This is a genomic window from Thioalkalivibrio sp. ALE22, assembly GCF_000381445.1.
Lineage (GTDB): Bacteria > Pseudomonadota > Gammaproteobacteria > Ectothiorhodospirales > Ectothiorhodospiraceae > Thioalkalivibrio.
Window position 1 is genome coordinate 296,005 of sequence record NZ_KB906499.1, and the last position, 25,207, is coordinate 321,211.

Here is a 25,207-nt window from a genome sequence, read left to right on the forward strand (position 1 = left end):
GCCGAGGCACCGATATGCCCGAACTGACTGCGATCAATCCTGCCACCGGCGAGACCCTCGCGCGCTACCCGCGCATGAACGAGGAAGCGCTGGAGGCCGCATTGTCTCGTGCCGCGAGCGCGGCGCCGGACTGGGCGGCGCGCCCCGTGACGGAGCGCGCCGCGCGCCTGCGCGATCTGGCCGGCGTGCTGCGCGAGGAACGCGAGACCCTGGCGACCACTGCCACACAGGAGATGGGCAAGCGCCTGGCCGAGGCGCGGGCCGAGGTCGACAAGTGTGCCGCCGCCTGCGAGTACTACGCTGAACACGGCCCGGATTACCTGCAGGACACCATGATCGCCTCGGACGCGAGCCGCTCGTTCATTGCCTGGCAGCCGCTGGGGACCGTGCTGCTGGTGATGCCCTGGAATTTTCCCTACTGGCAGGCCTTTCGCCAGGCGATCCCGGCCACGCTGGCCGGCAACACCGTACTGCTCAAACATGCCTCTAACGTTCCTGGCTGCGCCGAACACCTGGAGCGGGTGTTCCTGGCGGCCGGGTTCCCCGAGGGCGTGTTCCGCAATCTGCCGGTGGGCTCCGACGCGGTGGAAGGCATCATCACCGACACCCGCGTGCAGGGCGTCAGCCTGACCGGATCCGAGGGGGCCGGCCGCGCGGTTGGGGCGGCTGCAGGCAAGGCGCTGAAATCCTCGGTGCTGGAGCTGGGCGGGTCGGATGCCTTTGTGGTGCTGGCCGACGCGGACCTTGACCATACAGTCGAGCAGGCGGTGCGCGGGCGCTTCCAGAACAACGGCGAGACCTGCATCGCGGCCAAGCGCTTCATCGTGGAGGAGGCCATCGCGGAGGCCTTCGTCGAGCGCTTCCGGGCCGCCATCGAGGCCCTGGTCATCGGCGACCCGATGGACGAAGGCACGAACATCGGCCCGCTGGCGCGCGATGACCTGCGCAGCGAGTTGCACGATCAGGTCACCCGCAGCGTGGCCGCCGGGGCCCGCCTGGTCACCGGCGGCGCGCCGCGTGCCGGCGCCGGCTACTTCTACCCGCCGACCCTGCTGGATGGCGTGGAACCCGGCATGCCGGCCTTCGACGAGGAGACCTTCGGCCCGGTTGCAGCGGTCACCCGGGCGCGCGGCGCGGACCATGCCATCGAGCTCGCCAACCGCTCGCGCTTTGGTCTGGGCGGGAGCGTCTGGACCGCCGACCCGACCCGCGGCGAGGCGCTGGCCCGACGGCTGGAATGCGGTTGCGCCTTCGTCAACGGCATCGTCAAGAGCGACCCGCGCCTGCCGTTCGGCGGCGTGAAGGACTCCGGCTACGGCCGCGAACTCTCCGAACTCGGCATCCGCGAGTTCCAGAACGCCAAGACCATCTGGGTCGCTTGATTTGCCCCGCCCGGGGGAGGATCCGCGTCTCCCTAGTGGGCCGGCGCGGTCCTCGGCCGTGCGCGGTAGAGGCCCAGTTCGAGCCGGTTGTGGGGGTCGGCCTGATCACGCTTGGCGATGATGCGGGCGACCAGGGGCTCGTCGCGGTCGAGGAGGTCGGCGGCGAGCTGGTTCTGTTCGCGCGGCAGGTAGCCGAGCTGGTGGTCGATCCAGTCGATGGCAACGGCCTTGTCATCGTGCGGGTTCAGCCGCTCGCGGCGCAGGGTCAGGGCCTGGCCGCGCTTCAACGCATTCCACAGCTTCGGGGCGTCGTGGTGGCGGTAGCCGGCCAGCGGGATGGTCTGCAGCAGTTCCTCGGTGGTGGCGGTGGCGTTGTAGCGGCCGCGCTGGGCGTAGTAGCCGCGCAGTACGGGGGTGCGGCGAGCCTGGCGGTTGGGGGTGTTCGATTGCATGGTCGCGCTCCATCTGGGGGGTTGCGACCTTTGTAGCACCGGGGGTGGCTCACAGAATGAGCCACCCCGGCTAATCGTGTCTTGCGGGCCCCGGGGCGGCCTCCCAGTGCACGGGGTCGCCCCGCCGGATGGTGCCCGGCTCCAGTGGCCGCAGGCAGATGCCGCTGTCCTGGCGCAGGGCGCCGGCGAGGTTGTAGCCGACCACCTGGTTGAGCCAGCCGCAGGGCGGGCGCGGCCGTGTGATGGCAAAACGCACAACACCGATGCGCAAGGTTCCCGCGCGCGGGCTGCGCCGGAGGCCGCTGACCACGAGGTTGCGGCGGTGGTCGCCGGGCGTCGGGGTCGCGGGCTGGCGCAGGCGCCGCGCCCGCCGTGTGGCGCGGTCCAGCTCGGCGCTGCAGATCAGGGTGACGGGGCAGGACTCCACCGTGTGCCAGTGGCCCTGCCCGGTGGCGTAGCGGTCACCGGTCAGGCCCGCTTCGGTAACCTCCACGGCGGCGCAATCGTGCATGGGGGTGCCGGCCCGATCGGCGATCCAGATCGCTTCCAGCCGGCCGGAGACGGTGGCGGCCTTGCGGCGGGCCAGCCAGCGGCGCAGCATCAGGACGAAGCCGCGTATTGCGCAGCGGCCTCGCGCAGCGTGGTGGCGACACGGGTGCGCAGGCTTTCGGGGGCCAGGACCTCGACCCCGGGACCGTGGCGCAGGATCTCCTGGATCAGCTCGGTGGGATCCCCGAAGGGCACCCGCAGGTGGTAGTGGTCGCCCTCGAAGTGGCCGGTCTGGTCCGGGTGCCAGGTCTCGTCCGCGACCCAGCGGGCGTGTTCCGGGGTGAAGCGCAGCACCGCCCATTCCTGTGCGGGGCCGGTGAAGATGCCGAAGGCCGCGCCGGTGTGGGCATCCAGGGTCGCTTCGTCGATGTCGTGGTAGGGGCCATCGGTCGCCCGGGTGGACCGGATGCGTTCCAGCGCGAAGGTGCGCAGGGCCCGGGCCTTTTCGCACCAGGCGATCAGGTACCAGTTGTCGCGGTAGTACAGCAGTCGCTGGGGATGCACGACGCGTTGGGTGGCGGAGTCGCGGGCACGGCCGTGGTACTCGATCGCGATCGGCTGTTCGTCCAGGGTCGCGGCGGCTACGGCCTGAAAGCCGTCGCTGCGGTTGCCACGCTGGGCCAGGGGCTGGATGCGGATGCGGCGGCGCACGGCGTCCGGCTGGTGCCCGCCGCTGGCGAGCAGCTCCCGGATACGCTCCTTCAATGGCCCCAGTGTGGGTGCCAGCAGACCCGGCTGCACGTCCTCCAGGAGCTGCTCCATGGTCAGGAGCGCGAGCAATTCGGATTCGTTGAACCATAGCCCCGGCAGCTCGAAGGCCGGGACATCCTGTGCGTAGCGGTAGCCGTTGGCCTCCGCGTCGTACTCGATCGGTGCCTGCATGAAGTCGCGCATGTACTCGAGGTCGCGCTTGATGGTCGCGCGCGAGACCTCGAGCGCCTCCATCAGGTGCGCCAGCGACGGCGGCTGGCGCGCCTGGAGCAGGCGGTGCAGATGGAAGATCCGCTCGGCGCGGTTCACGAAGTCAATGCAGGGGTGGACATTTCCGGAACGCTACGTGGAGAACCTGCCCCTTGGCAATGTCACGGGTTTTTTTCGTCGGCTGCGCCGCCCCCGGCACACGTCCTTTGCTCGAGCAGCGGCGGGTTCGTGATCGCGAGACTCTCCGTTCGTCGGGTCCGAGACGGCTTTACGGGCGCCGCGCAGCGAATCGGGCGCCCAGGGCCAGCGCCGTGTTGACCAGGACGAGTACCGGCGCGAAGGGCTGGTCCAGCGGCAGGCTGACGCTCCAGGCGATCAGGAAGCCCGCGAGGGCCAGGGCCTGGGCCCACAGGAACAATCCGCGCAGATTGCGTGCGAGATAGGCGGCGCCCCAGGCGGGCAGGAGCAGCGTGGCGAGGGCAGCGGGCAGGCCCAGCACCATGCTGCCCAGCACCACTGCGGCCACCAGCCAGGCGATCTCCGTGAGGCGTAGCCACGTGCGCGGGCTGAGCGTGGCGGGGACGTCGGGGGCAAGCTGTGCGTATCGCCAGACGTGGTACAGCCCGGGCGCGAGCACGAGGCTGGCGAGCCCGAGCGCGACCACTGCCCATAGTTCGCGCGGTCCGGCGAAGTACAGCTGGCCCTCGGCCCAGGCGGCCGCGGCGAGGCTGGCCTGCGCGAAATTGGCGGCCAGCAATGTCACTGCCGCCAGTCCGGCCAGAAAAACGGCCAGCGGCAGGCGCTCGCGGTCAGAGCTGCGTTGCAGCAGGGCCATGACTCCGGCCCCGAGTGCCAGGGCTACAGGCAGCACCGGCCAGTGGACGACCGACGCCAGGACGCCCCCGACGGCGGCCCACTGTCCGAGTGCCAGCGCCTGCCAGACCGACCCGCGCAGGAACAGGCCGGCCCCGGCCAGGGCCAGCACGCCCGTGATCAGCAGCCCGGAGACAAACGGTTCGAACAACAGGTCACCGAGCATCGAGGTAGTCCGTCAATGGATGGTTCTCGACCCCGACGGCCTGCAGGAACTCGTCGTCGTGGCTGGTCATCACCAGTGTCGTAGCAGCCGGGAGGGAGGTAATCAGGTCGACCGCATCGCCGCGCACCTCGGCGTCGAGGTGGTTGGCGGGCTCGTCCAGAAGGACCAGGCGTTCCCCCGGTGGCCGGTGGGCGCTGCTGTGCAGGGCCGCGGCCAGGCGCAGCAACTGCCACTGGCCGCCACTCAGGCGGTCGAGGCGACGATCCAGCAAGGCCTGCACCCGGGGTTGATCGGGCGGGGTGGCGCCCATCGCCCTGAACCAGTCGTGACCGCACAAGGGCCAGGGGTCCCGCCGGGGGTGGTCCTGCGCCAGCAGGCTGACACGCGTCGCGGGGCCAAGCCGCAGGGTGCCTGAGTGGACCCGAGCCTGGCCGGTTACGGCCTTCAGCAGCAGCGACTTGCCGATGCCATTGGGGCCGGTCAGGGCCCATTGGGCCCCCGTGGGTACGTCGAGGGACAGCGGGCCCAGCACCGGACGATCAAAGCCGAGGTGCGCGGCCTCTGCGTGCAGCGCGGTTTGAGGGGGCATGCGGACTCGAAATCGTTGGAGGGGCCTGAATGATATCGGGCCCGGAAAGCATTTTCCGGGCCCGATCGTGAGGAAGATGTTTCGCCCCGGGTTAGCGTTGGGGCAGCGTTCGCGCCCAGGTGGTCATCAGGTCCAGGTACCCATCCAGGCTGGAGTCGGCCGGCGGATCCAGAGGGACCGCATGGCTCGGCCAGCCCAGGTTGCGTTCGAGGAATTCGGCGCCGCGCGGCGGCTGGAATTCGGCGTACAGGACGGTGCCCTCGGTGCCTTCGAGATCACTGACCAGGCTGCGCAGGTGGCGCGCGGTGGGCGGGATGCCCGGGGCCGGCTCCAGGTAGCCGACGATCTCGACCGGCAGCCACTCTTCCAGATAGTCGAGGTCCTCGTGGTAGACCACGATGCGCTGCTCCGGCATGACCTGCTCGGCCAGTGCCTCGGCGTGCGCGCGCAGGCGGTCGGCGGTGCGTTCCGCTCGCTCCATGAAGCTGTCGGCATGGTCCGGACGCAGTTCGCCCATGCGCTGGCCCAGCGCGAGGGCGAGTTCGGCCATGCGCAGCGGGTCGGCGTTGAAGTGCGGGTTCCCCTCTTCATGCACGTGCCCCATGTTCGGGCCATCCATGGTGATGGAGCGGCGCAGCTCGATCATGTCCGCAGCGCGGAAGTGCCCCGGCTGCCCGGAATTGATGGCACGGTTGCTGGCACCCCGCTGCGCGGCCGGCAGCCAGCCCTCTTCCAGGCCGGCGCCCAGCTCCAGCAGCATGTCGGCTCGGCGCAGGGCCGCCATGAAGCTGGGGCGGGCATCGAGATAGTGTGCATCACGGTCCGGTGGCGCGAGTACGCGGACTTCGGCCTGGTCGCCGCCGATCTCGCGGGCCAGGGCGCCGAGGCTGGAGGTGGTGGCGACGACGTTAAGACCGGCCGCGGCCTGGGCGGGCGCCAGGACCAGCGCGGTCAGGGTAAGGGCGGCGATGGAAATCAGCCACCGGGTGCTGCGGGTGCGAGTCTTGCGAAAGAACATGCGGGACTCCTTGGGGGATATGGTGTGCTAGCACGGTACCGATGCCGGCCGGATTGGCCGACACGGGCGGAAGCGAGCGGGCCCGGGCGGGCCCGCGCGAGTGGGCATCAGAAGCGATGGGCGCCGTGGGCGCCGAGGGCCACGTTCAGCTGCAGCATGAACTCCAGCCCGCGGTCGCGGTGGCCGTCGTCATCGATGAAGTCATTCTGCGACAGCTGGGCGCGCAGGAACACCGGCTCCACCGGGCGGAAAGTGACCTGGGCGGAGTGGCGATAGGAGGTACCGAAGGAGTCGCCGTCGCCGCGGCCGACGTCGTTGGTCAGGCCAAGGGCCTCGGCGCGAAGACCGGCCTCCCAGCGCGGGGCAAAGCCGTAGACGCCCTGGACGTAGATACCGTCCTGCTTGTTCTTGAAGCTTTGCTCGTTGCGCACGAAACCCACGGGGCCATTGCCGTCTGCCTCGAAGTTCACGTCACGGCGGTCGACGTCGATTTCGCGGTAGAAGTACTCGCCCTGCAGCCGCCAGTCGCCATGGCCGTAGGCGCGCCCGGCGCTGTACTTGTAGACGGCATCCAGGCCGGCGAACCAGGCGCTGCCGTCCCAGTCCTCGAAGCGGGTGGAGTGCTCGTCCGTCACCTGATAGCTGCGGGCGTAGCCACCGGAGACGCCGAACTGCGCGGCGTGGTCAGGGCCAAGATCCGGGCCGAACTTGGCGAAGGCGGTGACCAGGCGCGGGCCGGAGCGGTCCCGAAGAATGCGTTCCTGACCGTTGAGCGCCGACTGACTACCCTCGTAGTTGGCGATCCCGCTGGTTTCGCCCTGCAGCAGTTCCACCCCGAGTTGGGTGTAGGCCTCGGTCGGTGCGACCCAGGTGGCCTGGACGCCGGTTTCCTGGAGGCCGTGGTCGCCGAAGATGTACTCGTTTACCAGCGGACGGTCGACGAAGTCCCAGTCGTGGCCGTGGCGGCTGTTGATGTACCCGATATCGGACAGGAACTTACCGGCCTTGATCTGGAAGCCGCCGGGCAGGGCGCGGGTAGTCAGGTAGGCCTCTTCGACTTCGATGTCGCTGTCGTCGAAGCCGAGCATCAGCACGCCGTCGAACAGGTCGCCCAGGTTGGCCTGGAAGACCAGCTCGCTGTGGCCCAGGTTGAATCCGTCGTCGAAGCCATGATCGTGTCCGTGGTCGTGACCATGGCCGTGGTCGTGGCCATCGTCGAAGCCGGCGGGTTCGTCGATCCCGTGCGAGAGTTCGTTGTAGTAGACGCCTTCCAGGATCAGCGAAACGTCCAGACCCCAGGAACGGTCTTCGGACTGGGCGCTCCATTGCGCGGCAGCGGCCCCGGGGGCGGCGAGGGCCAGGGCGGTGAGTCCGGCAAGGACGGGGCGGGCGTATGGGGCGCGGGACATGTCGAGCTCCTTGTTGCACGGCAGACTGCAGCCAGGATCAGTGGGTCCGCCGATGAAGGTGAGTTGTTATAGCGTAACGTCAAGGCATGAACGTTATACAATAACAACCCTGGGTTCAACCCCGTTCCAGCCAGTCAGCTTGTGGCGGATCGGTCTCGGGGGAGGCTCGCGCGGGCGAACGCCGCGCGCCAGGGCTCCAGCTTTTCGGTCAGGTTCAGGCGGGCGTTGGCGGGGCTGGTGGAGGGCAGCCGTAGGGCCTCGACGCCCAGGGCGCGGGTCTCGCGGATGCGCCGCGCGCTCTCGGCGCCGTTGTGGATGATCACGCGCAGGCCCGGGGCCTCGCGGGTCAGGCGGGCCAGATCGTTGGGGACCGGTTCGCGGATGGCGCTGTCCAGGCTCCCCTCGCGCGAGCAGGCCCCGTAGACGTCCCAGAGGCCCACGCCGTGGTCGAGCAGGCGCTGGATGCGCTCCGGGTAGTCCAGCTCCGGGAAGGGTTCGCCGAGGATCTGCCCGGCAATGGGCCAGAACTGGTTGCGCGGGTGGGCGTAGTAGGCCCGGGCCTCCAGCGACGCCACGCCGGGAAAGCTGCCCAGCACGACCAGTCGGGTATCCGCTCGCAGGATCGGCGGGAACGCTTCAAGGGTGGCTGAGCCTGCGGTCACAGGAAGGTGGAAGCGAGCGGGCTGAGAGGGTGGGGCGGTGTCAGGCGCGGTCCTGCTGACTCCGACGGCAGTCGCCGCACTGGCCGTGCAGTTCCACCATGCGCGACTCGATAGCGAAGTCCTGTACCTCGGCCTCCTCTTCCAGTGCGCGGCTGGCCGGTTCCGGGGTGTGGAACTCGGTGATCTGGCCGCAGCCGTCGCAGATCATCAGCGCGGATTCGTGGCGCTCCCCGGGATGCGAGCAGGCGACGAATCCATTGAGGCTCTCGATGCGGTGGATCAGCCCCTGCTCCAGCAGGAAGGCCAGGGTGCGGTAGACCGTCGGCGGCTTGATGCTGTGATCGTCGGAGGACAGGGCGTGGATCAGGTCGTAGGCCTTGATCACGCCCTCGGTGCGCAGGATCTGTTCGAGGATGCGCCGGCGCTGCTCGGTCAGGCGCGCACCCTGGCGGGCACAGACGCGTTCGGCGTCGGCAAGGGCCTGTTCGATGTCCGGCGTCTGGGTCTCGGCGGCGGCAGTCATGCGCCTAGCATAGCCCAAACACTCATCGCGTCCGTAACCGCCCCGGGCATCAGGCGGGTTCGGCATCGGCCGCGGGCTCCGGGTCGGGCTGTTCGGGGCGCGTGGCGTTGGGACGGGCGAAGATCTCGGCGGACCAGCGGGCGCGGTCGGCCGCCGGTTCGGTCTCGCGCGCCACCATGTGCGCGTCCACGGCGGTGATCCGGTGGTCCAGGCCCTCGCCATTGGCGATCTGGATGGCGAGCCCCGGGCGAGCATTGAGCTCCAGGATCAGCGGTCCGCGGTCGGCGTCGATGACCACGTCCACTCCCAGGTAGCCGAGCTGGCTCAGCTCGAAGCAGCCCGCGGCGAGCTCCATCAGCTGGCCCCAGTCAGGAATCTGCAGACCGACGATGCTCTGCTCGCTGTCAGGGTGTTCGCGGCAGGGCTTGTTGTAGCGCACCCCGCCGATGGTCCGGCCGGAGCCCAGGTCGATGCCCGTGCCGACCGCGCCCTGGTGCAGGTTGGCCTTGCCGTCGGAGTCCTGGGTCGGCAGGCGCATCATCGCCATGACCGGGTAGCCGCGATAGACGACCGTGCGGATGTCCGGCACGCCCCGGTGCGAGACCGCGTCGAACACCGAGGAAAAACGCACCCGCTGTTCGATCATGGCGACGTCCGGGCGCCCGCCCAGGCTGTACATCCCTGACAGGATGTTGGAGATGTGGTCGTCCAGCTCGCTCAGCTCCATGGCGCGGCCGCCCGCCCGCCGCGGCCGGTCGCCGCGCCAGCCCTCGATCACCAGGATGCCGTCGCCCGCGGCGCCATGCGCTGGCTTGATCACAAAGCCGTCTTCGTAGTCCCGCAGCTGGCGGCGTACGTCGCGGATCTGGCGGTGGGTGCGCACGACCCCGTAGAGATCGGGCACTGACAAGCCGGCATCCAGCGCCAGTTTTTTGGTCTGCAGCTTGTCGTCCACCCGCGGGTAGAAGCGCCGGGAGTTCCAGGCCGCGATGTAGCGGGCATTGCGGGCGTTCATGCCCACGATGCCCTGTTCCTTCAGCAGCTTCGGGCGCACGAAGCGCGGGAACCAGGCCGGCATCAGTCGGGCCTCCGCATCGCGTCCTGGATACGGCCGAAGCGGAACAGTTCCGTCAGGCGGTAGCCGGTGTAACGCCCGAGCAGCAGGGTCACGGCCAGCAGCACCAGCAGCAGTTCCGGGAACACGAACAGCAGGTGCTCCAGCTGCCGGTTGGCCATCAGGCCGTAGGCGGCGGCCGCCACGACCAGGCTGCCGATGCCCTGGGTAATGGCGTCGGCCGGCCCGTGCTCCTCCCATACGACCGACATGCGCTCGATGGTCATGGCGAGGATGACCATGGGGAACAGCGACAGCGCCAGGGCCCGTTCGAAGCCCAGCTGATGCGACAGCACGCTGATCCCGAGCATCAGCATGATGACCACGCTGACGACCGCCGCCAGACGGGGCACCAGGAGCAGCCGCAGGTGCTCCAGGTAGAAGCGCACGGCCAGGCCCAGTGCGACGATCAGGGTGAACAGGATGATCCCGGCCAGCAGCTGGGTTTCGCGGAAGGACAGCGCGATCAGCACCGGCATGAAGGTGCCGAAGGTCTGGATGCCGATCACGTTGCGCAGGAACACGATGATCATCGCACCCAGGGGCACCATCAGCAGCACGCGGTAGGTGTTCTGCGTGCCCAGCGGCAGGTTCAGGGTGGAGAAGTCGAGGATGCGGGTGTCCAGGGTGTCGCCGAAGCGCTGGATGGTCGCCAGGGCATCCTGGACCCCGCGCGACACCGCGAACCGGACCTCGGCGGCCTCGCCATTGGATACCTCGAGCAGCGGGGCGCTGCCGTGCGACCAGACGACTACGTCCGCGGGATACTCGATCTCGCCGGTCTCCGGGTCGATGGGGACCCAGCGCCGGGTGTTGTGGACCTCCAGCCAGGTCTGCGGCTCGATGTCGCGGCGGCCATCGACCAGCCGGAGGGCCGTCACCTGGCGCGCGGGGATCCGCGCGGTGGCCAGCAGTTCGATCAGGGTCTCGGTGCGGCGCGTGCGGTTGTCGTCGCTCTCGATGAACACCGCCGCGTTGGATGCGGGGGCGGCGTTGGCGAGGTCATTGACCAGCACCGAGGCAAAGCTCTGGATATCCGAGGAACGGCCGCGTACGTCGTCGATCAGGGCATCGGCGGCGGAACGGAAGGGCTCGGTCCAGTCGGGTACGGCCACCGGCCCGGGGTACTCCGACTCGGAGCGGTCGTTGCCGTCGCGATAGAGCGTGGCGCGGTAGTAGAGGACCTGTTCACCGCGTGGCTGGCGCGTTGTCCACTGGGCCAGGCGATCCTCGGCCTGGGTAATGGAGTTCAGGCCGTAGCCGCGCGAGACGAAGCCTTCGTCCAGAATGGAGAAATTGGGCAGGCGATGCGGGATGCGCAGCTCCACCGTGGCTGCGCCGCCGGTGGGCTGATAGCGCACCCGTGCCTCCACCTGCCAGGTCTCGGCGGTGGCATCCGGCTGCAGGGGCATGCCCAGTGCGCTGACCTTGTAGGCGAAGACCCCGAGCCCGACCGCGCTCAGCAGCACGATCAGGATCGGCAGGTGAAAGCGCTTCACTGGTCATCCGCCGCGCAGTCGGGCGCGCGCAGGTGTTTCTCGCCGGAATCGACCAGGATATGGCCGGCCATGTGGCTGCGACCGATCAGGGCCTGATAGGTCAGTGCCGTGCGGTCGATCAGGCTGGTGTCGGCGGTCAGGAGCTGGTTGCCAATGCAGAACTCCATGCGCACGACCGGGCGCTCCTGCGACTCGCCGCTGTGGCGCCGGATACGGACGATCCGTTCGATCGGGCGCTCGAGGGTGATGCGGGCGTCCTCGTCTTCCGGATCGATGATCTCGAAGCGGATCCAGTCCTCGCCGTCCTTTTCGAAGCGTTCCTTGTTCAGCGCGTTCAGGGAGGAGGAGGTCGCACCCGTGTCCATGCGTGCCTCCAGTACGACGTCTTCCTCGACGATCTGTATGTCCTCCACCGTGCCCAGGATGGCCATGGACGGGCCCGATTCGTGGGCCGCGGCGGATTGCGCGAGGAACGCCAAGCCGAGCAGCATGGTCGGCAGGATGGAGTGGGTTAAGCTGGAACGACGGGCGGCTGGGGCAGTCACGCAGTCTCCTGAAGGTTACAAAACATCGAATTCTAGCTGATCATAGTGGTTCACCCCTGTTAAGGGGTTCACAAACCCGCGGCCGTCTTCGTGCCGGCCGGTCACCGCAGTCCAGGAGTCGCCATGCACTGGGTAGTCGATCTCGCCGACCTGACCATGAACGATGTCGCGAAGGTGGGCGGCAAGAATGCGTCTCTGGGGGAGCTGCTCGGACAGCTGGGCGCGGCCGGGGTGCGCGTGCCGGGCGGGTTTGCCACCACCGCGGATGCCTATCGCGCCCTGCTGGCGAAGGACAGTCTGGATGAACGGATCAAGGCGCGCCTGGCGGATCTGGATATCGACGACATCGAGGCGCTGCGCGCCGCCGGGCGCGAGGTGCGCGGCTGGATCGAGCAGGCCGAACTGCCGGCCGAGCTGGAACAGGCGGTGCGCGAACACTACGCGCAACTGGGGGACGAGGTCCCGGTAGCGGTGCGCTCCTCGGCGACCGCCGAGGACCTGCCCGAGGCCTCGTTCGCCGGACAGCAGGAGACCTTTCTCAATGTGCGCGGCATCGACGCCCTGCTGCAGCGGCTGCGCGAGTGCTTTGCCAGCCTGTACAACGACCGCGCCATTGCCTATCGCGTGCACAACGGTTTCGCCCATGACGAGGTCGCGCTGTCGGCCGGTATCCAGCGCATGGTGCGCTCCGACGTCGGCGCCAGCGGTGTGATCTTCACGCTGGATACCGAGAGCGGCTTTCGTGATGCGGTGTTCATTACCGGGGCCTGGGGCCTCGGCGAGACGGTGGTGCAGGGCGCGGTGAATCCCGACGAGTATCAGGTCTACAAGCCGGCGCTGGCGGCCGGCAAGCGCGCCATCATCGGCCGCACCCTCGGCACCAAGGCGGTGCGCATGGTGCTGACCGGGGATGGCACGCGCACCGAGGACACCCCGGAGGACCTGCGCCAGCGCTTCTGCCTGTCGGATGCCGACGCCGAGCAGCTCGGGCGCTTTGCGGTGGCGATCGAGCAGCACTACGGCCGGCCGATGGACATCGAGTGGGCGCAGGACGGAGAGACCGGCGAGCTGTTTATCGTGCAGGCGCGCCCGGAGACCGTGGAGAGTCGCGTCGAGTTGGGCGCGGGCGAGCGCTACGAACTGGCGCCGCACGAGGCGGAGCCGCTGGTTACGGGCCGGGCGATCGGCGCGAAGATCGGGGCCGGCGTGGTGCGCGTGCTGGATTCCCCGGATGCCATGCACACCATGGAGGAGGGCGACATCCTGGTCGCGGATATGACCGATCCCGACTGGGAGCCGGTGATGAAGCGCTCCGCCGCGATCGTCACCAACCGCGGCGGGCGTACCTGCCACGCGGCGATCATCGCCCGCGAGATGGGCATCCCGGCGGTAGTGGGATGTGGTAACGCGACCGAGGTGCTCTCCGACGGGATGCAGGCGACCGTCTCCTGCGCCGAGGGGGATGATGGTCACGTGTATCCGGGCACACTCGAGTACACGGTGAAGAAGACCGACATCGGCGAACTGCCGCAGCTGCCGGTCAAACTGATGCTGAACGTGGCCAACCCGGGTCGTGCCTATGCCTTCTCGCAGCTTCCGCATGCCGGGATCGGCCTGGCGCGGCTGGAGTTCATCATCAACGGCACCATCGGGGTGCACCCGCTGGCGCTGCTGGACTACGCCGAGGACCCGGGCCGCCTGGACCCCGAGGTCCAGGAGCGCATTGCCGAGCGGCTGCATGGATTCGACGACGGCCCGCGCGAATTCTTCGTGCGCAAGCTGTCCGAGGGCATCGCGACGCTGGCGGCGGCCTTCGCGCCGGAGCCGGTGATCGTGCGGTTGTCCGACTTCAAGTCCAACGAGTACGCCCACCTGATCGGGGGGCGTGGCTACGAGCCGCAGGAAGAAAACCCCATGCTCGGCTTTCGCGGGGCTTCGCGCTACCGCTCGGAGACCTTCCGTCCGGCCTTCGCGATGGAGTGCGAGGCCCTGCGGCGGGTGCGCGACGACATGGGCCTGGACAACGTGCAGATCATGGTCCCGTTCGTGCGCACCCTGACCGAGGCCGAGGACGTGATCCGGGTGCTGAACGAGGAGGGGCTGCGCCGCGGCGAGAACGGCCTGAAGGTCGTGATGATGTGCGAGATCCCCTCCAACGCGCTGCTGGCGGCGCGTTTTCTCGAGCATTTCGACGGCTTCTCCATCGGCTCCAACGATCTGACCCAGCTGACCCTGGGGGTGGACCGCGACTCCGGGCTGGTCGCGGAGTCGTTCGACGAGCGCGACGATGCGGTGAAGGCGCTTCTGAGTATGGCCATCCGGGCCGCCCGTCGCGCCGACAAGTACGTCGGTATCTGCGGCCAGGCCCCGTCCGACTATCCGGAGCTGGCGGCCTGGCTGATGAACGAGGGCATCGAGTCGCTGTCGCTGAACCCCGATTCGCTGTTGTCCACCTGGGAACAGCTCGCACAGGGGCGGGAGCCCGGTAATGGCTGATGCCGCCGCCCAGTGCCCGCAGGTCTACCTGGTTTCGGACGGGACCGGGATCACCGCGGAGACGCTGGCGCGCTCGCTGTTCACCCAGTTTCCGGATGTCGACCCGGCCTGGCACCGACTGCCATTCGTGCAGACCCCCGGCCGCCTGGCCGGCGTGTTCGCCCGGGCCGAGGCCGGTCCGCAGCCGGCCCTGGTGGTCGCTACCCTGGCGAATGCCGACCTGCGGGCCGACCTGCGCCATTGCCCGGTGCCGGTGATCGATGTCTTCGGCGAGCAGGTGGAGCGACTGGAGGGCCTGCTGGGGGTCGCGTCGCAGTCCGTGTCCGGACGGGCCCATGGCATGGGCGACGTCAGCCGCTACGACCGCCGCATCGAGGCGCTGAACTACACCCTGGCCCATGATGATGGCCTGGCCACTCAGGATCTGTCGGTCGCCGACGTCGTGCTGCTGGGGGCCTCGCGTTCCGGCAAGACACCCACCAGTCTCTATCTGGCGATGAACTACGCCCTGTTTGCCGCCAACTACCCGCTGGTCCCGGAGGACCTGCACCAGGGCGATATCCCGCACATGCCCGAAGGGCTGCGGGGGCTCGGCGGTCGACTGGTGGGCCTGACCATCACGCCACAGCGCCTGGCGCAGATTCGCGAGGGGCGCCGTCCCGACAGCCGCTACGCGAGTCTGGTGCAGTGCCGGGCGGAATGCGTGGCGATCCAGGAATTCTTCGATACCTGGCGGATCCCGCACCTGGACGTGACCGAGCTGTCGATCGAGGAGATCGCTACCCGGGTGCGCGACTGCATGGATGCCCGCCGCGGCGGCTGAGCCGCGCCGGCAAGCCGCACCGGACGCGTCACAGCTTGGCATCCCGCCGGGCTTGCCGGAGAATGGGCGCGGTTAACTCGCTGCACCGCAAGGAGCCCGCATGCCCGCCGCCGGAACCGGACAAGAGATCGCCATCTTCCTCGTCAGCGTTGTCTTCGGGATCTACATCATCCTGCTGATCCTGCGGACGATCTTCGGCCTGGTGCGGGCCGACTACTACAACCCGATCTCGCAGACCATCGTGATGCTGACCGATCCGCCGCTGCGGGTGCTGCGGCCGGTGATTCCGTCCGTGGGACGGGTCGATCTCGCCGCGATCGTGCTGATGATCGTGCTCAAGTTCATCGAGATCTGGTTGCGCGTGCTCATCGTTGGCGTGGACGTGGGGCTCGGGCTCATCCTGGCCGTGGCGATCCGCGAGCTGCTGACCACCGTGATCTGGGTCTTCATCATCGCGCTGATCGTCGAGGTGGTGATGAGCTGGATCCAGGCCGGGGGCGGCGGCGCCGCCAACAACCCCATCATGCGCCTGGCCGGCGCGGTGAACCGTCCCATCCTCGGCCCGCTGCGCCGGGCCCTGCCGAACACCGGTGCGATCGATTTTTCGCCGATGATTGCCCTGGTCGGGCTCTATATCCTGCTGATTATCGTCCGCTCTTTCTGAATCCGCCGAGCGGGGGTCGGCACGCGCGCCGCCACCCCCGGTTTCAATCGCAGCAAAAGCGGCTAGACTCGAAGACAGGGGTACCTGAGAGCCTGTCTCCGCAGGGCCCCGCTTTCCCCATCAGGCAAAGGAGTCAGCCATGGCAAGAGTGCATCGGGTCTTTACCGGCTTTCTCGTCGCTTTGGCGGCGGTCGCTCTCGGCAGCTCGATCGCATCCGCCAACGAGGCGGAGTTCGACAATTACGTCGTCCACTACAACGTGATCAACACCACCTTCCTGTCGCCGGAGGTCGCGCGGGCCTATGACGTGCGGCGCAGTTCCAACCGGGCGATGGTCAACGTCAGCGTGATGGAGCGGGGCGATAACGGTCTGCAGGCGGTCTCCGCCGAGGTCACCGGGTCGGCCACCAACATGAACGACCAGATGCGCAACCTGCGTTTCCGCGAGATCCAGGATGGTGATGCCATCTACTTCCTGTCGGAGGTGACGGTTCGCAGCGGCGAGACCCTCGACTTCGCGATCGATGTCGCCCCGGCGGGCAGCGAACGCGTGCTGCCGGTGCGCTTCTCGCGCGACTTTTTCGTGGACTGAGCCCCGCCCGGGGCCTTCCGAATGATCCCCCGCCCGCCCGGGCGGGGGATCACATCGCCACACTCAGCAGCATCCAGACCCCGTACAGCGCGACCCCGCCGCCGGCGATCCGGCGGACCCAGGGGCGGCGCACGAAGGCCGCCAGGCGTGCGGCGAACACCCCCATCAGCAGCAGATTGGGCAGCGTGCCCAGGGCAAAGGCACCCATCAGCGCGGCGCCCTCCAGGGCCCCGCCGGCACCCAGTGACCAGGCCAGCACGCTGTACACCAGCCCGCAGGGCAGCCAGCCCCACAGTCCGCCGACCACCAGGGCCTGCCCGGCGTGGCGCACTGGCAGGAAGCGCCGCCCCAGCGGTTCGATGCGCCGCCACAGCACCCCGCCGGCCTGTTCCAGGCGCGCGAGGATCGGCCACCAGCCGGCGAGATAGCACCCGAGCAGGATCAGGAAGACCGCGGCGAAGCCCTGCAGGATCGCCTGACCGGCCGGCAGGCCGCCCAGCAGACTGGCTCCCAGCCACCCGGCCAGGGCCCCGGCAACGACATAGCTCGCCATGCGCCCGAGGTTGTAGGCGAGCAGCAGGTCCAGCCCCGGCCCGCGGCGACCGTGGCCCATGGAGATCGCGCCGACGATGCCGCCGCACATCCCCAGGCAGTGCACGCCGCCGAGGATGCCCACCGCCAGCGCGGCCAGCAGGGTACCCGGGTCACCCATCAGTGCGTGCCCCGGTCAGTCCGGATCGGCCGCATCGCCCAGCACCTCGTGCTTGGTTCGGATGAAGGTGGCGTGGGGCACATAGAGCAGGTCCGCGAGGTGCCGGATGACCGCCTCCTGGCGTTTGTGCAGGTCGCGGTTGGCCCAGGCGGCGCGCCACAGGGCGCGCAGGATGTCGGCCTTCTGCTCGGCATCGAAGGCCGCATTGACCTCGCGCACCATCGGGTGGATGGAGATCAGCGCGTCGCTCTCCTCCTGCGCGATCTCCAGCAGCGCATCGGCGGTATCGTTGTCCAGGCGGAACAACTCGATCAGGCTGCCACGTACCGATTCGAGCTCCTCCGCGCGCAGTTCGAAGTCGGCGCGGCAGACTTCCATGATCAGGGCCGCGGCGGCGCGCTGCAGGCGCTGTTCGGGATCGCCCTCGGCGCGATCGCTGCGTTCGGCGCCCAGCAGGCGCTGCCAGTGGCTGCGTAGTTGTTCAATCACCGCGTGGTCTCCGTCTACTCGCGCTGTGCGGTATGGTGCCCGAATGGAATCCGTTCGGCCCGAATCCCCCGATCTCCTCCTGCTCTCCGGCGGCATCGAGAGCAGCGCCCTGCTGGCGCAGTGCCATGCAGCCGGCAAGGTGCTGCGCGCCGTCTGGGTCGACTATGGCCAGCGCAATGCGGCCCGCGAATGGGCGGCGGTGGAGCATCTGGCCGGGGTCTACGGCGCGACGCCCGTCGCGCTGGACCTGCAGTCCCTGCGCGCGGCCTTCACCCGGCGCAACGACTGGGTCGGGCATGTGCCGTTGCCCCAGCGCAATCTGCTGGTGCTGGCGCTGGCGGTCAACCTGGCCGAACACCACGGTGCCGGGCGTATCCTTTTGGCCCTGAACCGCGAGGATCAGGGGCATGGGCCGGGTTCGCAGCCCGGGTTCGTGGAGCAGGTCTCGGCGCTGGCCGGGACCCTGATCCCGCGCCTGCAGGTCGAGGCGCCGCTGATCGAGCAGTCGAAGGCGGAGATCATCGCCACGACGGATCCGCTGGGGATCGACTGGCGCCGCACCTGGAGCTGCCTTCTGGCACAATCGCGCCACTGCGGGCGCTGCCCGCAGTGCCAGGCCCGGCGCGCCGCGTTCGCCGCGGCCGGCATCCCCGACCCGACCGACTACCGCGAAGCACCCCGATGACCGATGCCGCCATTCCCCGCCATGTCTCCGAGCGTCTGGAGATCGCCATCCTCACCGGCGAAACCCTGCAACTGAACTGGGCCGAGCCCGGTTCCAGTCAAGCCTGGTGGGGCAAGGTAACGCCCCGCGAAGTGCGCGAGGCGGATGGTTATCACTGGCTGGATGGCGAGTGCGAAGGCCGGCCGGTGCAGATCCGCCTGGACCTGATCCGCAACCTGCCGACCCCGGTCAAGTAGCCGCCGAATCGCCGGCCCTGTCTCTCGTGGCGGGCAGGCCGGACATCAGATCCGCGAGCGACTCCAGCAGCACGAAGTCCTCCGAGTGCATGGGCTCGCCGCGCTCGTCCGGGTATCGCATGCCGCGCAGCTCCGCGATGCCCGCCCCGGCGGCGCTCGCCAGCGCCAGCAGGTTGTCGTCCACCAGCAGGGTGCGCTCCGGGTCATGGGGGGCGACCCGCTGCAGGCGCTCCCAGAACGCGGCCTCTTCCTTCGCGCAATCCAGATCGTGGGCGGAGACGATGGTGTCCAGGCGGTCGCCGATGCGGGTGAGCCGGTGCTTGAAGGCGTAGACCTGCGGGTGGGCATTGGTCACCAGCACCCGCCGTCGGCCGGCACGTTGCAGGGCGGCCAGCAACGCATCGGCATGCGGTTTCAGGGCGATATGATGGGCCAGTTCACGTTTCAGGCCCAGGATGTCCAGCCCGGTGAAGCGCGTCCAGTGATCCACGCAGTACCATTCCAGCTTGCCGCGCACCCGCTGCATCTCGTCCTCCAGGCGGCGGCGTGCGCATTCCGGGTCGTCCGGCTGGCAGCGGATGTACTCCCGCGGGATCAGCTCGCGCCAGAAGCGGTTGTCGAAGTGCAGGTCGAGCAGCGTGCCGTCCATGTCGAACAGCACGGTGTCGATGCGACTCCAGTCCACGGCGAGCGCGGGGGCGTGTGGATTTTTTTCGGGGTTTTGCGGGTCCACAGCAGACGGCCACATGATCGAGGGGATTGGTTATGGCTCTCATGGTACCCCAGGTGCGGTTTCTGCCCGCGCCCCTTCTTGCCGCGCTTCTGGCCCTGCCGGGCCCCACCCTGGCGATGGACCCGGATGATCCGGACTACGATCCGCTTGAGGATGACGCCCTGTGGGGCGAGACGGTCTCCCCGGACCAGACCCAGACGACCAGTCCGGAGCTGACGTTCCTGCTGGAGGAGCCGGACCGGACGCCGCATCACCACCAGAATCAGATCCGCATCACGGCCTCCTCCCTGGAGGACGGTTGGGCCGATCTGCGCCAGTGCCACAACGATGTGGCGGCCATTCGGCGTATGGTCATTGTGTACAATGAGGCGACCATCGACGAACTCCAGGTCGAGTCCACCCGCAACATCGAATCCGCGCGCGCCGAGGGCGATCGTGTGGACCTGCGCGGGGTGGAGAAGGACGCCGAGGTCTGTGTGACCGCGCGCATGAAGATCGTCGAGCACGAGGGGGACGGCGTCTATCGCCTGGAGAACGGCCCGTTCGTTCGCCGCTTCCTCGACGGCTATTTCCCGATGCGCGTCACCATGGCCGTGAGCTGGGGTGATCTGGATCTGCGCCTGGCGGAGACCGAGCCGGCCGAGCAGGACGGGTTCGAGGTGGTGACCTCCGATCACGGGTTCATGTTCGACACCCTGTTCGAGGGCGAACTGCGGACCCTGGTGCGTCTGCGCAACAGCCACTGACCGCCCGGGAGGGCGCATGAGCCGAGACAAGCCGGATGTCCAGGGGCGACGCACGGTCGCCAGCAGTCGCCTGTTCGAGGTGGAAGAGCTGGACCTCGAGTTCAGCAATGGCGCGCGCACCTGCTTTGAGCGCCTGGTCAGCCGCGGCCATGGTGCGGTGATCATCGCCCCGGTGCAGGCCGACCGGACAATCCTCCTGATCCGCGAATACGCCGCGGGCACCCACCGCTACGAGCTGGGTCTGCCCAAGGGACGGATCGAGGCGGGCGAGGACATCCTGGCCGCCGCCAACCGGGAGATCATGGAGGAGGTGGGGCATGCCGGACACCGCCTGACCCACCTGGGCGCGCTGACCGTGGCGCCCGGCTACATGGCCCACCAGACGCATCTGGTGCTGGCCGAGGATCTCTACCCCGAGACCGCGGAGGGCGACGAGCCGGAGGCGATCGAGGTGGTGCCCTGGTCGCTGGACCGCCTGACGGAGCTGGTTGCACGCGAGGACCTGACCGAGGCGCGTTCCATTGCCGCCCTGTACATGGTGCGCGACTACCTCGACGGATAGAGGCCTCCTGGCGCGCGCCGGTGTTCCCCCGGGGCCGCAACCCTGCCAAGCTAGGGGGAATGTTCCGGGAAAACGGGAGTTCCCCATGCATGCTCCGCCGAAGGATGCGGCCCTGACTGCCCTGATGCACGAGGTTTCGAGCCTGGCCGACGCGGCCGGCCACGCCATTCTCGAGCTCTACGAGACCCGTTTCGCGGTCACCGAGAAGGCCGACCATTCGCCGCTGACCGAGGCCGATCTGGCCGCCCACCGTATCCTGGTCGGCGGGCTGTCGGATATCGACCCGGACTGGCCGGTGCTGTCCGAGGAGGGGCAGGACGTGCCCTTCGCGCGGCGTCGGCAGTGGCCGACCTACTGGTTGATCGATCCCCTCGACGGGACCCGCGAGTTCGTGAAGCGCAATGGCGAGTTCACCGTGAACGTGGCGTTGATTCACAACCACGAGCCGGTCCTCGGCGTGGTCTGGTGTCCGGTGCTCAAGCGGCTGTATGCCGGGCACCGCGACGGGGTGGCGATCCGGCGGGACGAAGACCAGGCCCCGCGCACGATTGCGGTCGCCAGCGAGCGCATCGGCACGGATCATCCCGTGGTGGCGGGCAGCCGTTCACACGGGGCGGAACGCCTGAAGCTCGCGCTGGACCGGCTGGGCCCGCACGAGCTGGTCAGCATGGGCAGCTCGATGAAGCTGTGCCTGGTGGCCGAGGGCGCCGCCGATATCTATCCGCGCCTGGGGCCCACCAGCGAATGGGATACCGCGGCGGCCCATGCGGTGGTGCGGGCGGCCGGCGGCCGGGTGACCGACCTCCAGGGCCAGGAGCTTCGCTACAACACGCGCGAGAGCCTGCTGAACCCCGAGTTTCTGGTGTGCGCCGGCAACCCCGACGGCTGGCTGCGCCGCCTGGGATTGCCGGAGGCCTGAGGGAAACTCTGAGCGCGCGCCGCCGCGTCAGGCGGCGCCGTTGGTGCGCGACGGGGCGACCGGCTCCGGCGTGATGTCCCAGATCTCGCGGGCGTAGTCGCGCACCGTGCGGTCGATCGAGAAATACCCCATGCGTGCGACATTCAGGATGGCGGCCTCGGCCCAGGCGGCGCGGTCGGCGTACAGGGTGTCCGCCCGCGCGCAGGCCTCGGCGTAGGCCGCATAGTCGGCGATCACGAAGAAGGGATCTTCCTGGCGCAGGTAGCGACCGAGGTCGGCGTGGGTGCCCGGGTCGTTGCAGGTGAAGAACCCGGACTCGATCATCTCGACTGCGGCGGCGAGGCCCGGCTGGCCGGCCAGTATGGCCTCCGGGGACGGGCCGTGGCGGCGGTGCTCGACGACCTCGTCGGCGGTCATGCCGAAGATGAAGATGGAGTCCTCGCCCACCGCGTCCCGGATCTCGATGTTGGCACCGTCCAGGGTGCCGATGGTCAGGGCGCCGTTGAGCGCCAGCTTCATGTTGCCGGTCCCGGAAGCCTCGAAGCCGGCGGTGGAGATCTGCTCGGAGACATCCGCCGCCGGGATGATGATGCTCGCCGAACTGACCTCGTAGTTGGGGAAGAACACGCACTTCAGGCGGTCGCCGATGGCCGGGTCATGGTTGACGATGTCGGCGACCTCGTTGATCACCTGGATGATGCCCTTGGCCCGGGCATAACCCGGCGCGGCCTTGCCGCCGAACAGCACCACGCGCGGCGGGATGTCCTCGCCGGCGCGGATGCGGCGGTACAGGTCCACCACGTGCAGGAGTTTCAGCAGCTGGCGCTTGTACTCGTGGATGCGCTTGATCTGAACGTCGAACATGACGTCCGGGTTCAGCTCCACGCCGGTGCGCTCGCGCACCAGGTCCGCCAGGCGCTGCTTGTTCGCACGCTTCACGTCCATGAAGGCCTTCTGCAGGTCGGCATCGTGGGCGTAGGGTTCCAGCGCGCGCAGGCGATCCAGGTCGTACTGCCAGTCGTCGCCGATGCGCTGGCCCAGCAGTTCGGTGAGCGCGGGGTTGGACTGGATCATCCACAGGCGCGGGGTCACCCCGTTGGTGACATTCACGAAGCGCTCCGGCCACAGGTTGTAGAAGTCCTCGAACAGGGTCTCCTGCAGCAACTGGGTGTGCAGCGCCGCCACGCCGTTGACGCGGTGCGAACCCACCACCGCGAGGTGGGCCATGCGGACCCGGCGGCCGTGTTCCTCGTCGATGATGGACAGCCGCGCCAGGCGGTCGTTGTCGCCCGGATAGCGGTGGCGTACCTCCTCCAGGAAGCCATGGTTGATCTGGTAGATGATCCCCATGTGGCGTGGCAGTACGCGTTCCATCAGCTCCACCGGCCAGGTCTCCAGGGCCTCGGGCATCAGGGTGTGATTGGTGTAGGCGAAGGTGCGCCGGGTCAGCTCCCAGGCGCGCTCCCAGGGCAGCTCGTGCTCGTCCATCAGCAGGCGCATCAGCTCCGCGACGGCGATCGCCGGGTGGGTGTCGTTCAGCTGGATCGCGACCTTGTCGGGCAGGGCGTCGAGGCTGTAGTCCAGAGCCAGATGGCGCTCCATGATGTCCTGCAGCGAGGCCGAGACGAAGAAGTACTCCTGCTTCAGGCGCAGTTCCTTGCCGATCGCGGTGGCGTCGTTGGGGTACAGGACCATCGAGATGGTCTCCGACTCCGCCTTGTCCGCGACCGCGCGAATGTAGTCGCCTTCATTGAAATAGCGCAGGTCGAAGTCGCGGGTGGCCTTGGCCGCCCACAGGCGCAGGTTGTTCACGTTGCGCCGGCCATAGCCCGCGGTGGGGTAGTCGTAGGCCATGGCCAGGACTTCCTCGCCGTCCTCCCAAGTGTAGCGGGTGGAGCCATCGGGGTGATGGTGCTCGACCACGTAGCCGTAGAAGTGGATCGGATACTTGCGGTCCGAGCGCGGGAACTCCCAGGGGTTGCCGTAGCGCAGCCAGTTGTCCGGGTGTTCCACCTGATGGTAGGGCTCGAACTGCTGGCGGAACATGCCGAACTCGTAGCGGATGCCGTAGCCGTAGCCGGGGTAGCCCTGGGTCGCCAGGGATTCCAGGATGCAGGCGGCCAGGCGCCCCAGCCCGCCATTGCCCAGGGCCGCGTCGTCTTCGAGGTCCAGAATGGTGTCGAGGTCGACGCCGAGATCGGCCATGGCCTGGCGGGCCGGCTCGAGGATGCCCATGTTGCGCAGGTTGGCCTCGAGCATGCGCCCGATCAGGTATTCCAGCGACAGGTAGTAGACGCGCTTGACGTCCTCGTCGGCGAACTGCCGGCGGGTCAGCAGGCGGCGCTCCACCATGCGTTCGCGGATGGCGAAGGACAGGGCCTCCATCCAGTCGCGTTCGGTGGCCTGGCGCGGGTCCTCGCCGACCACGCGGACCACGGCATCGCGGATCGACTGCCGCAGACCCTCCACATCGTTGGGAAGGTTGGGCAGGTGGGTCACTTCGGGGGCGGCCATCGGGCGGATCTCCAGAAAGGGGGTAGAAGCGCCGATGCCCGGAATTATCCTTCCCGGGCGACGGCGCGATAGCCGATATCTGTTCGGCAGTATATATCGTCGAAATGAATCTGGTGTACGGCCGCGTAGGCCTTTTTCTGCGCGCTCTTCACGTCGGCTCCGAGGCCGACCACGCAGAGTACGCGACCGCCGGCGGTCACGATGCGACCCTCGACATCGCGGGCGGTTCCGGCATGAAACACGTGGGCGTCGGGATCGGCCTCCACGGTCTCCAGGCCGCTGATGACGTCGCCCTTGCGGTAGTCCCCCGGATAGCCCCCGGCGGCCAGGACCACGCCCAGCGCTACGCGCGCATCCCAGCGGGCCTCGACCGCGTCCAGACGCCCGTCCAGCGCCGCCTCGACCAGTTCGCTGAGGTCCGATTCCAGGCGGCTGAGGATCGGCTGGGTCTCGGGGTCGCCGAAGCGGCAGTTGAACTCCAAGACCTTCGGGTTGCCCGCAGCGTCGATCATCACGCCGGCATACAGAAAGCCGGTGTAGCGTTCGCCGTCGGCGGCCATGCCCTGCACGGTCGGTTCGATGACGTCGTGCAGGATGCGCGCATGCAGCGCATCGGTCACCACCGGGGCGGGTGAATAGGCCCCCATGCCGCCCGTGTTCGGGCCCTGGTCGCCGTTGTCGCGCGCCTTGTGGTCCTGCGAGGAGGCCAGCGGCAGCACGTGCTCGCCGTCCACCATGCAGATGAAGCTGGCCTCCTCGCCGGTCAGGAATTCCTCGATGACCACGCGGTTGCCGGCCTCCCCGAAGGCGTTGCCGGCCAGCATGTCGTGCACCGCCGCGCGGGCCTCGTCCTCGGTCTGCGCGAGGATCACGCCCTTGCCGGCGGCCAGGCCGTCGGCCTTGACCACAATGGGCGCGCCGTGGGTGGCGATGAACTCCAGCGCGGCCCGTTCGTCCTCGAAGCTGCCGTAGGCGGCTGTCGGGATGTGGTGGCGGTGCATGAAGTCCTTGGCGAAGCTCTTGGAGCCCTCGAGCTGCGCGGCCTTTGCCGTGGGGCCGAAGCAGCGCCGGCCGGCGGTGCGGAAGGCATCCACCACGCCGGCGACCAGGGGTGCCTCGGGGCCGACCACGGTAAACGCGATGGCCTCGCGTTCGGCCAGGGCCAGCAGCGCGTCGATGTCGGTGACGCCGACGTCGACGTTCTCGCACTTGGCCTCGCGCGCGGTGCCCGCGTTGCCGGGGGCCACCAGGACGCGCTCGACGCGCGGCGACTGCGCCAGCTTCCAGGCCAGCGCATGCTCGCGCCCGCCGTTGCCGATTACCAGTACGTTCAT

27 protein-coding genes are annotated in these 25,207 nt (G+C 68.7%); 10 read left to right on the forward strand and 17 right to left on the reverse strand.

Translation table 11 applies throughout. The features are described 5' to 3' along the window. Positions 1-14 precede the first annotated feature (14 nt). Positions 15-1,382 (forward strand): NAD-dependent succinate-semialdehyde dehydrogenase, encoded by a 1,368-nt coding sequence (locus F793_RS0101415; RefSeq protein ID WP_018881861.1) that lies wholly within the window; start codon positions 15-17, stop codon positions 1,380-1,382. 32 nt (positions 1,383-1,414) lie between these two features. Here the strand turns inward: F793_RS0101415 and F793_RS0101420 are convergent, their stop codons facing one another. The 12 genes from F793_RS0101420 to F793_RS13305 all read right to left on the reverse strand — a co-directional run bounded on the left by F793_RS0101420 (position 1,415) and on the right by F793_RS13305 (position 11,702). Then, positions 1,415-1,834, reverse strand: a complete 420-nt coding sequence (locus F793_RS0101420; RefSeq protein WP_018866684.1) for an HIRAN domain-containing protein — start codon at positions 1,832-1,834, stop codon at positions 1,415-1,417. Positions 1,835-1,904: 70 nt separating this feature from the next. Further along, the gene (locus F793_RS0101425; RefSeq protein WP_018881860.1) at positions 1,905-2,435 is read right to left on the reverse strand and encodes an MOSC domain-containing protein; all 531 of its coding nucleotides are present in this window, start codon (positions 2,433-2,435) and stop codon (positions 1,905-1,907) included. After that, positions 2,435-3,403 (reverse strand): YafY family protein, encoded by a 969-nt coding sequence (locus F793_RS0101430; protein ID WP_018876871.1) that lies wholly within the window; start codon positions 3,401-3,403, stop codon positions 2,435-2,437. The genes F793_RS0101425 and F793_RS0101430 overlap by 1 nt, the downstream gene beginning before the upstream one ends. A gap of 169 nt (positions 3,404-3,572) precedes the next feature. After that, positions 3,573-4,343 (reverse strand): metal ABC transporter permease, encoded by a 771-nt coding sequence (locus F793_RS0101435; RefSeq protein ID WP_018881859.1) that lies wholly within the window; start codon positions 4,341-4,343, stop codon positions 3,573-3,575. Continuing rightward, a complete protein-coding gene (locus F793_RS0101440) occupies positions 4,333-4,932 on the reverse strand; it encodes an ATP-binding cassette domain-containing protein (RefSeq protein ID WP_018881577.1) in 600 nt (199 codons plus the stop codon). The genes F793_RS0101435 and F793_RS0101440 overlap by 11 nt, the downstream gene beginning before the upstream one ends. Before the next feature lie 91 nt (positions 4,933-5,023). Continuing rightward, positions 5,024-5,950, reverse strand: a complete 927-nt coding sequence (locus F793_RS0101445; RefSeq protein ID WP_018881578.1) for a metal ABC transporter substrate-binding protein — start codon at positions 5,948-5,950, stop codon at positions 5,024-5,026. Between the two features lie 107 nt (positions 5,951-6,057). Then, positions 6,058-7,359 carry a TonB-dependent receptor gene (locus tag F793_RS0101450; RefSeq protein WP_018876879.1) on the reverse strand — a complete coding sequence of 434 codons (1,302 nt, stop codon included), beginning with the start codon at positions 7,357-7,359 and terminating at the stop codon, positions 6,058-6,060. 134 nt (positions 7,360-7,493) lie between these two features. Next, the gene (locus F793_RS0101455) at positions 7,494-8,021 is read right to left on the reverse strand and encodes a DNA-deoxyinosine glycosylase (protein WP_038037002.1); all 528 of its coding nucleotides are present in this window, start codon (positions 8,019-8,021) and stop codon (positions 7,494-7,496) included. Between the two features lie 40 nt (positions 8,022-8,061). Then, a complete protein-coding gene (locus tag F793_RS0101460; protein ID WP_018866697.1) occupies positions 8,062-8,544 on the reverse strand; it encodes a Fur family transcriptional regulator in 483 nt (160 codons plus the stop codon). Positions 8,545-8,593: 49 nt separating this feature from the next. Continuing rightward, on the reverse strand, positions 8,594-9,622 hold the full coding sequence (locus tag F793_RS0101465; protein ID WP_018881857.1) for an alpha-L-glutamate ligase-like protein: 1,029 nt from the start codon (positions 9,620-9,622) through the stop codon (positions 8,594-8,596). Beyond that, positions 9,622-11,157: an inactive transglutaminase family protein gene (locus F793_RS0101470; protein WP_018866699.1), complete on the reverse strand. Its 1,536-nt coding sequence runs from the start codon at positions 11,155-11,157 to the stop codon at positions 9,622-9,624. Before F793_RS0101470 ends, F793_RS0101465 begins: the two co-directional genes overlap by 1 nt. Beyond that, positions 11,154-11,702 (reverse strand): ATP-dependent zinc protease, encoded by a 549-nt coding sequence (locus F793_RS13305; protein WP_019583378.1) that lies wholly within the window; start codon positions 11,700-11,702, stop codon positions 11,154-11,156. The genes F793_RS0101470 and F793_RS13305 overlap by 4 nt, the downstream gene beginning before the upstream one ends. A 123-nt stretch (positions 11,703-11,825) precedes the next feature. Between F793_RS13305 and ppsA the strand changes: the two genes are divergently transcribed. From ppsA to F793_RS0101495, 4 genes are all read left to right on the forward strand, one after another. After that, a complete protein-coding gene (gene ppsA / locus F793_RS0101480) occupies positions 11,826-14,198 on the forward strand; it encodes a phosphoenolpyruvate synthase (protein WP_018881855.1) in 2,373 nt (790 codons plus the stop codon). Continuing rightward, positions 14,191-15,021, forward strand: a complete 831-nt coding sequence (locus F793_RS0101485) for a pyruvate, water dikinase regulatory protein (protein WP_018881854.1) — start codon at positions 14,191-14,193, stop codon at positions 15,019-15,021. Before ppsA ends, F793_RS0101485 begins: the two co-directional genes overlap by 8 nt. A 100-nt stretch (positions 15,022-15,121) precedes the next feature. Next, the gene (locus F793_RS0101490) at positions 15,122-15,685 is read left to right on the forward strand and encodes a YggT family protein (RefSeq protein WP_018866703.1); all 564 of its coding nucleotides are present in this window, start codon (positions 15,122-15,124) and stop codon (positions 15,683-15,685) included. Positions 15,686-15,824: 139 nt separating this feature from the next. Further along, positions 15,825-16,277 (forward strand): DUF4426 domain-containing protein, encoded by a 453-nt coding sequence (locus tag F793_RS0101495; protein WP_018866704.1) that lies wholly within the window; start codon positions 15,825-15,827, stop codon positions 16,275-16,277. Between the two features lie 49 nt (positions 16,278-16,326). On the opposite strand, the gene F793_RS0101500 is transcribed toward F793_RS0101495, so the two are convergent. Further along, complete coding sequence (locus F793_RS0101500) at positions 16,327-16,989, reverse strand: sulfite exporter TauE/SafE family protein (RefSeq protein ID WP_018881584.1); 663 nt, start codon at positions 16,987-16,989, stop codon at positions 16,327-16,329. 15 nt (positions 16,990-17,004) lie between these two features. Further along, entirely contained in the window at positions 17,005-17,478 is a 474-nt protein-coding gene (locus F793_RS0101505; RefSeq protein ID WP_018881585.1) for a TerB family tellurite resistance protein, read from the reverse strand. A 43-nt stretch (positions 17,479-17,521) separates the two neighbouring features. On the opposite strand from F793_RS0101505, the gene F793_RS0101510 reads away from it, so the two are divergent. Both F793_RS0101510 and F793_RS0101515 read left to right on the forward strand, forming a co-directional pair. Then, complete coding sequence (locus F793_RS0101510; protein WP_018879724.1) at positions 17,522-18,163, forward strand: 7-cyano-7-deazaguanine synthase; 642 nt, start codon at positions 17,522-17,524, stop codon at positions 18,161-18,163. Then, complete coding sequence (locus F793_RS0101515; protein WP_018876886.1) at positions 18,160-18,399, forward strand: hypothetical protein; 240 nt, start codon at positions 18,160-18,162, stop codon at positions 18,397-18,399. Before F793_RS0101510 ends, F793_RS0101515 begins: the two co-directional genes overlap by 4 nt. Here F793_RS0101515 and F793_RS0101520 read toward each other — a convergent pair. Next, the gene (locus F793_RS0101520; protein WP_028484208.1) at positions 18,392-19,132 is read right to left on the reverse strand and encodes an HAD family hydrolase; all 741 of its coding nucleotides are present in this window, start codon (positions 19,130-19,132) and stop codon (positions 18,392-18,394) included. The two genes, F793_RS0101515 and F793_RS0101520, sit on opposite strands and share 8 nt — an antisense overlap. Before the next feature lie 32 nt (positions 19,133-19,164). On the opposite strand from F793_RS0101520, the gene F793_RS0101525 reads away from it, so the two are divergent. The 3 genes from F793_RS0101525 to cysQ all read left to right on the forward strand — a co-directional run bounded on the left by F793_RS0101525 (position 19,165) and on the right by cysQ (position 21,359). After that, positions 19,165-19,878 (forward strand): alpha/beta hydrolase, encoded by a 714-nt coding sequence (locus tag F793_RS0101525; RefSeq protein ID WP_081601992.1) that lies wholly within the window; start codon positions 19,165-19,167, stop codon positions 19,876-19,878. Positions 19,879-19,894: 16 nt separating this feature from the next. After that, a complete protein-coding gene (nudE, locus tag F793_RS0101530; protein ID WP_018876889.1) occupies positions 19,895-20,440 on the forward strand; it encodes an ADP compounds hydrolase NudE in 546 nt (181 codons plus the stop codon). Positions 20,441-20,525: 85 nt separating this feature from the next. After that, the gene (gene cysQ, locus F793_RS0101535) at positions 20,526-21,359 is read left to right on the forward strand and encodes a 3'(2'),5'-bisphosphate nucleotidase CysQ (protein WP_018878486.1); all 834 of its coding nucleotides are present in this window, start codon (positions 20,526-20,528) and stop codon (positions 21,357-21,359) included. 27 nt (positions 21,360-21,386) lie between these two features. Here cysQ and F793_RS0101540 read toward each other — a convergent pair whose 3' ends face one another. Beyond that, the gene (locus tag F793_RS0101540) at positions 21,387-23,873 is read right to left on the reverse strand and encodes a glycogen/starch/alpha-glucan phosphorylase (protein ID WP_018881852.1); all 2,487 of its coding nucleotides are present in this window, start codon (positions 23,871-23,873) and stop codon (positions 21,387-21,389) included. A 44-nt stretch (positions 23,874-23,917) separates the two neighbouring features. Further along, on the reverse strand, positions 23,918-25,207 hold the full coding sequence (gene purD, locus F793_RS0101545) for a phosphoribosylamine--glycine ligase (protein ID WP_018881851.1): 1,290 nt from the start codon (positions 25,205-25,207) through the stop codon (positions 23,918-23,920).

Coding starts and splice junctions, on each gene's coding strand:
- nudE (WP_018876889.1), top strand. CDS start 19,895: ATGAGCCGAGACAAGCCGGATGTCCAGGGGCGACGCACGGTCGCCAGC.
- F793_RS0101495 (WP_018866704.1), top strand. CDS start 15,825: ATGGCAAGAGTGCATCGGGTCTTTACCGGCTTTCTCGTCGCTTTGGCG.
- ppsA (WP_018881855.1), top strand. CDS start 11,826: ATGCACTGGGTAGTCGATCTCGCCGACCTGACCATGAACGATGTCGCG.
- F793_RS0101540 (WP_018881852.1), bottom strand. CDS start 23,873: ATGGCCGCCCCCGAAGTGACCCACCTGCCCAACCTTCCCAACGATGTG.
- purD (WP_018881851.1), bottom strand. CDS start 25,207: ATGAACGTACTGGTAATCGGCAACGGCGGGCGCGAGCATGCGCTGGCC.
- F793_RS0101465 (WP_018881857.1), bottom strand. CDS start 9,622: ATGCCGGCCTGGTTCCCGCGCTTCGTGCGCCCGAAGCTGCTGAAGGAA.
- F793_RS0101420 (WP_018866684.1), bottom strand. CDS start 1,834: ATGCAATCGAACACCCCCAACCGCCAGGCTCGCCGCACCCCCGTACTG.
- F793_RS0101415 (WP_018881861.1), top strand. CDS start 15: ATGCCCGAACTGACTGCGATCAATCCTGCCACCGGCGAGACCCTCGCG.
- F793_RS0101425 (WP_018881860.1), bottom strand. CDS start 2,435: ATGCTGCGCCGCTGGCTGGCCCGCCGCAAGGCCGCCACCGTCTCCGGC.
- F793_RS0101440 (WP_018881577.1), bottom strand. CDS start 4,932: ATGCCCCCTCAAACCGCGCTGCACGCAGAGGCCGCGCACCTCGGCTTT.
- F793_RS0101500 (WP_018881584.1), bottom strand. CDS start 16,989: ATGGGTGACCCGGGTACCCTGCTGGCCGCGCTGGCGGTGGGCATCCTC.
- F793_RS0101445 (WP_018881578.1), bottom strand. CDS start 5,950: ATGTTCTTTCGCAAGACTCGCACCCGCAGCACCCGGTGGCTGATTTCC.
- cysQ (WP_018878486.1), top strand. CDS start 20,526: ATGCATGCTCCGCCGAAGGATGCGGCCCTGACTGCCCTGATGCACGAG.
- F793_RS0101525 (WP_081601992.1), top strand. CDS start 19,165: ATGGCTCTCATGGTACCCCAGGTGCGGTTTCTGCCCGCGCCCCTTCTT.
- F793_RS0101485 (WP_018881854.1), top strand. CDS start 14,191: ATGGCTGATGCCGCCGCCCAGTGCCCGCAGGTCTACCTGGTTTCGGAC.
- F793_RS0101460 (WP_018866697.1), bottom strand. CDS start 8,544: ATGACTGCCGCCGCCGAGACCCAGACGCCGGACATCGAACAGGCCCTT.
- F793_RS0101510 (WP_018879724.1), top strand. CDS start 17,522: ATGGAATCCGTTCGGCCCGAATCCCCCGATCTCCTCCTGCTCTCCGGC.
- F793_RS0101490 (WP_018866703.1), top strand. CDS start 15,122: ATGCCCGCCGCCGGAACCGGACAAGAGATCGCCATCTTCCTCGTCAGC.
- F793_RS0101450 (WP_018876879.1), bottom strand. CDS start 7,359: ATGTCCCGCGCCCCATACGCCCGCCCCGTCCTTGCCGGACTCACCGCC.
- F793_RS0101435 (WP_018881859.1), bottom strand. CDS start 4,343: ATGCTCGGTGACCTGTTGTTCGAACCGTTTGTCTCCGGGCTGCTGATC.
- F793_RS0101515 (WP_018876886.1), top strand. CDS start 18,160: ATGACCGATGCCGCCATTCCCCGCCATGTCTCCGAGCGTCTGGAGATC.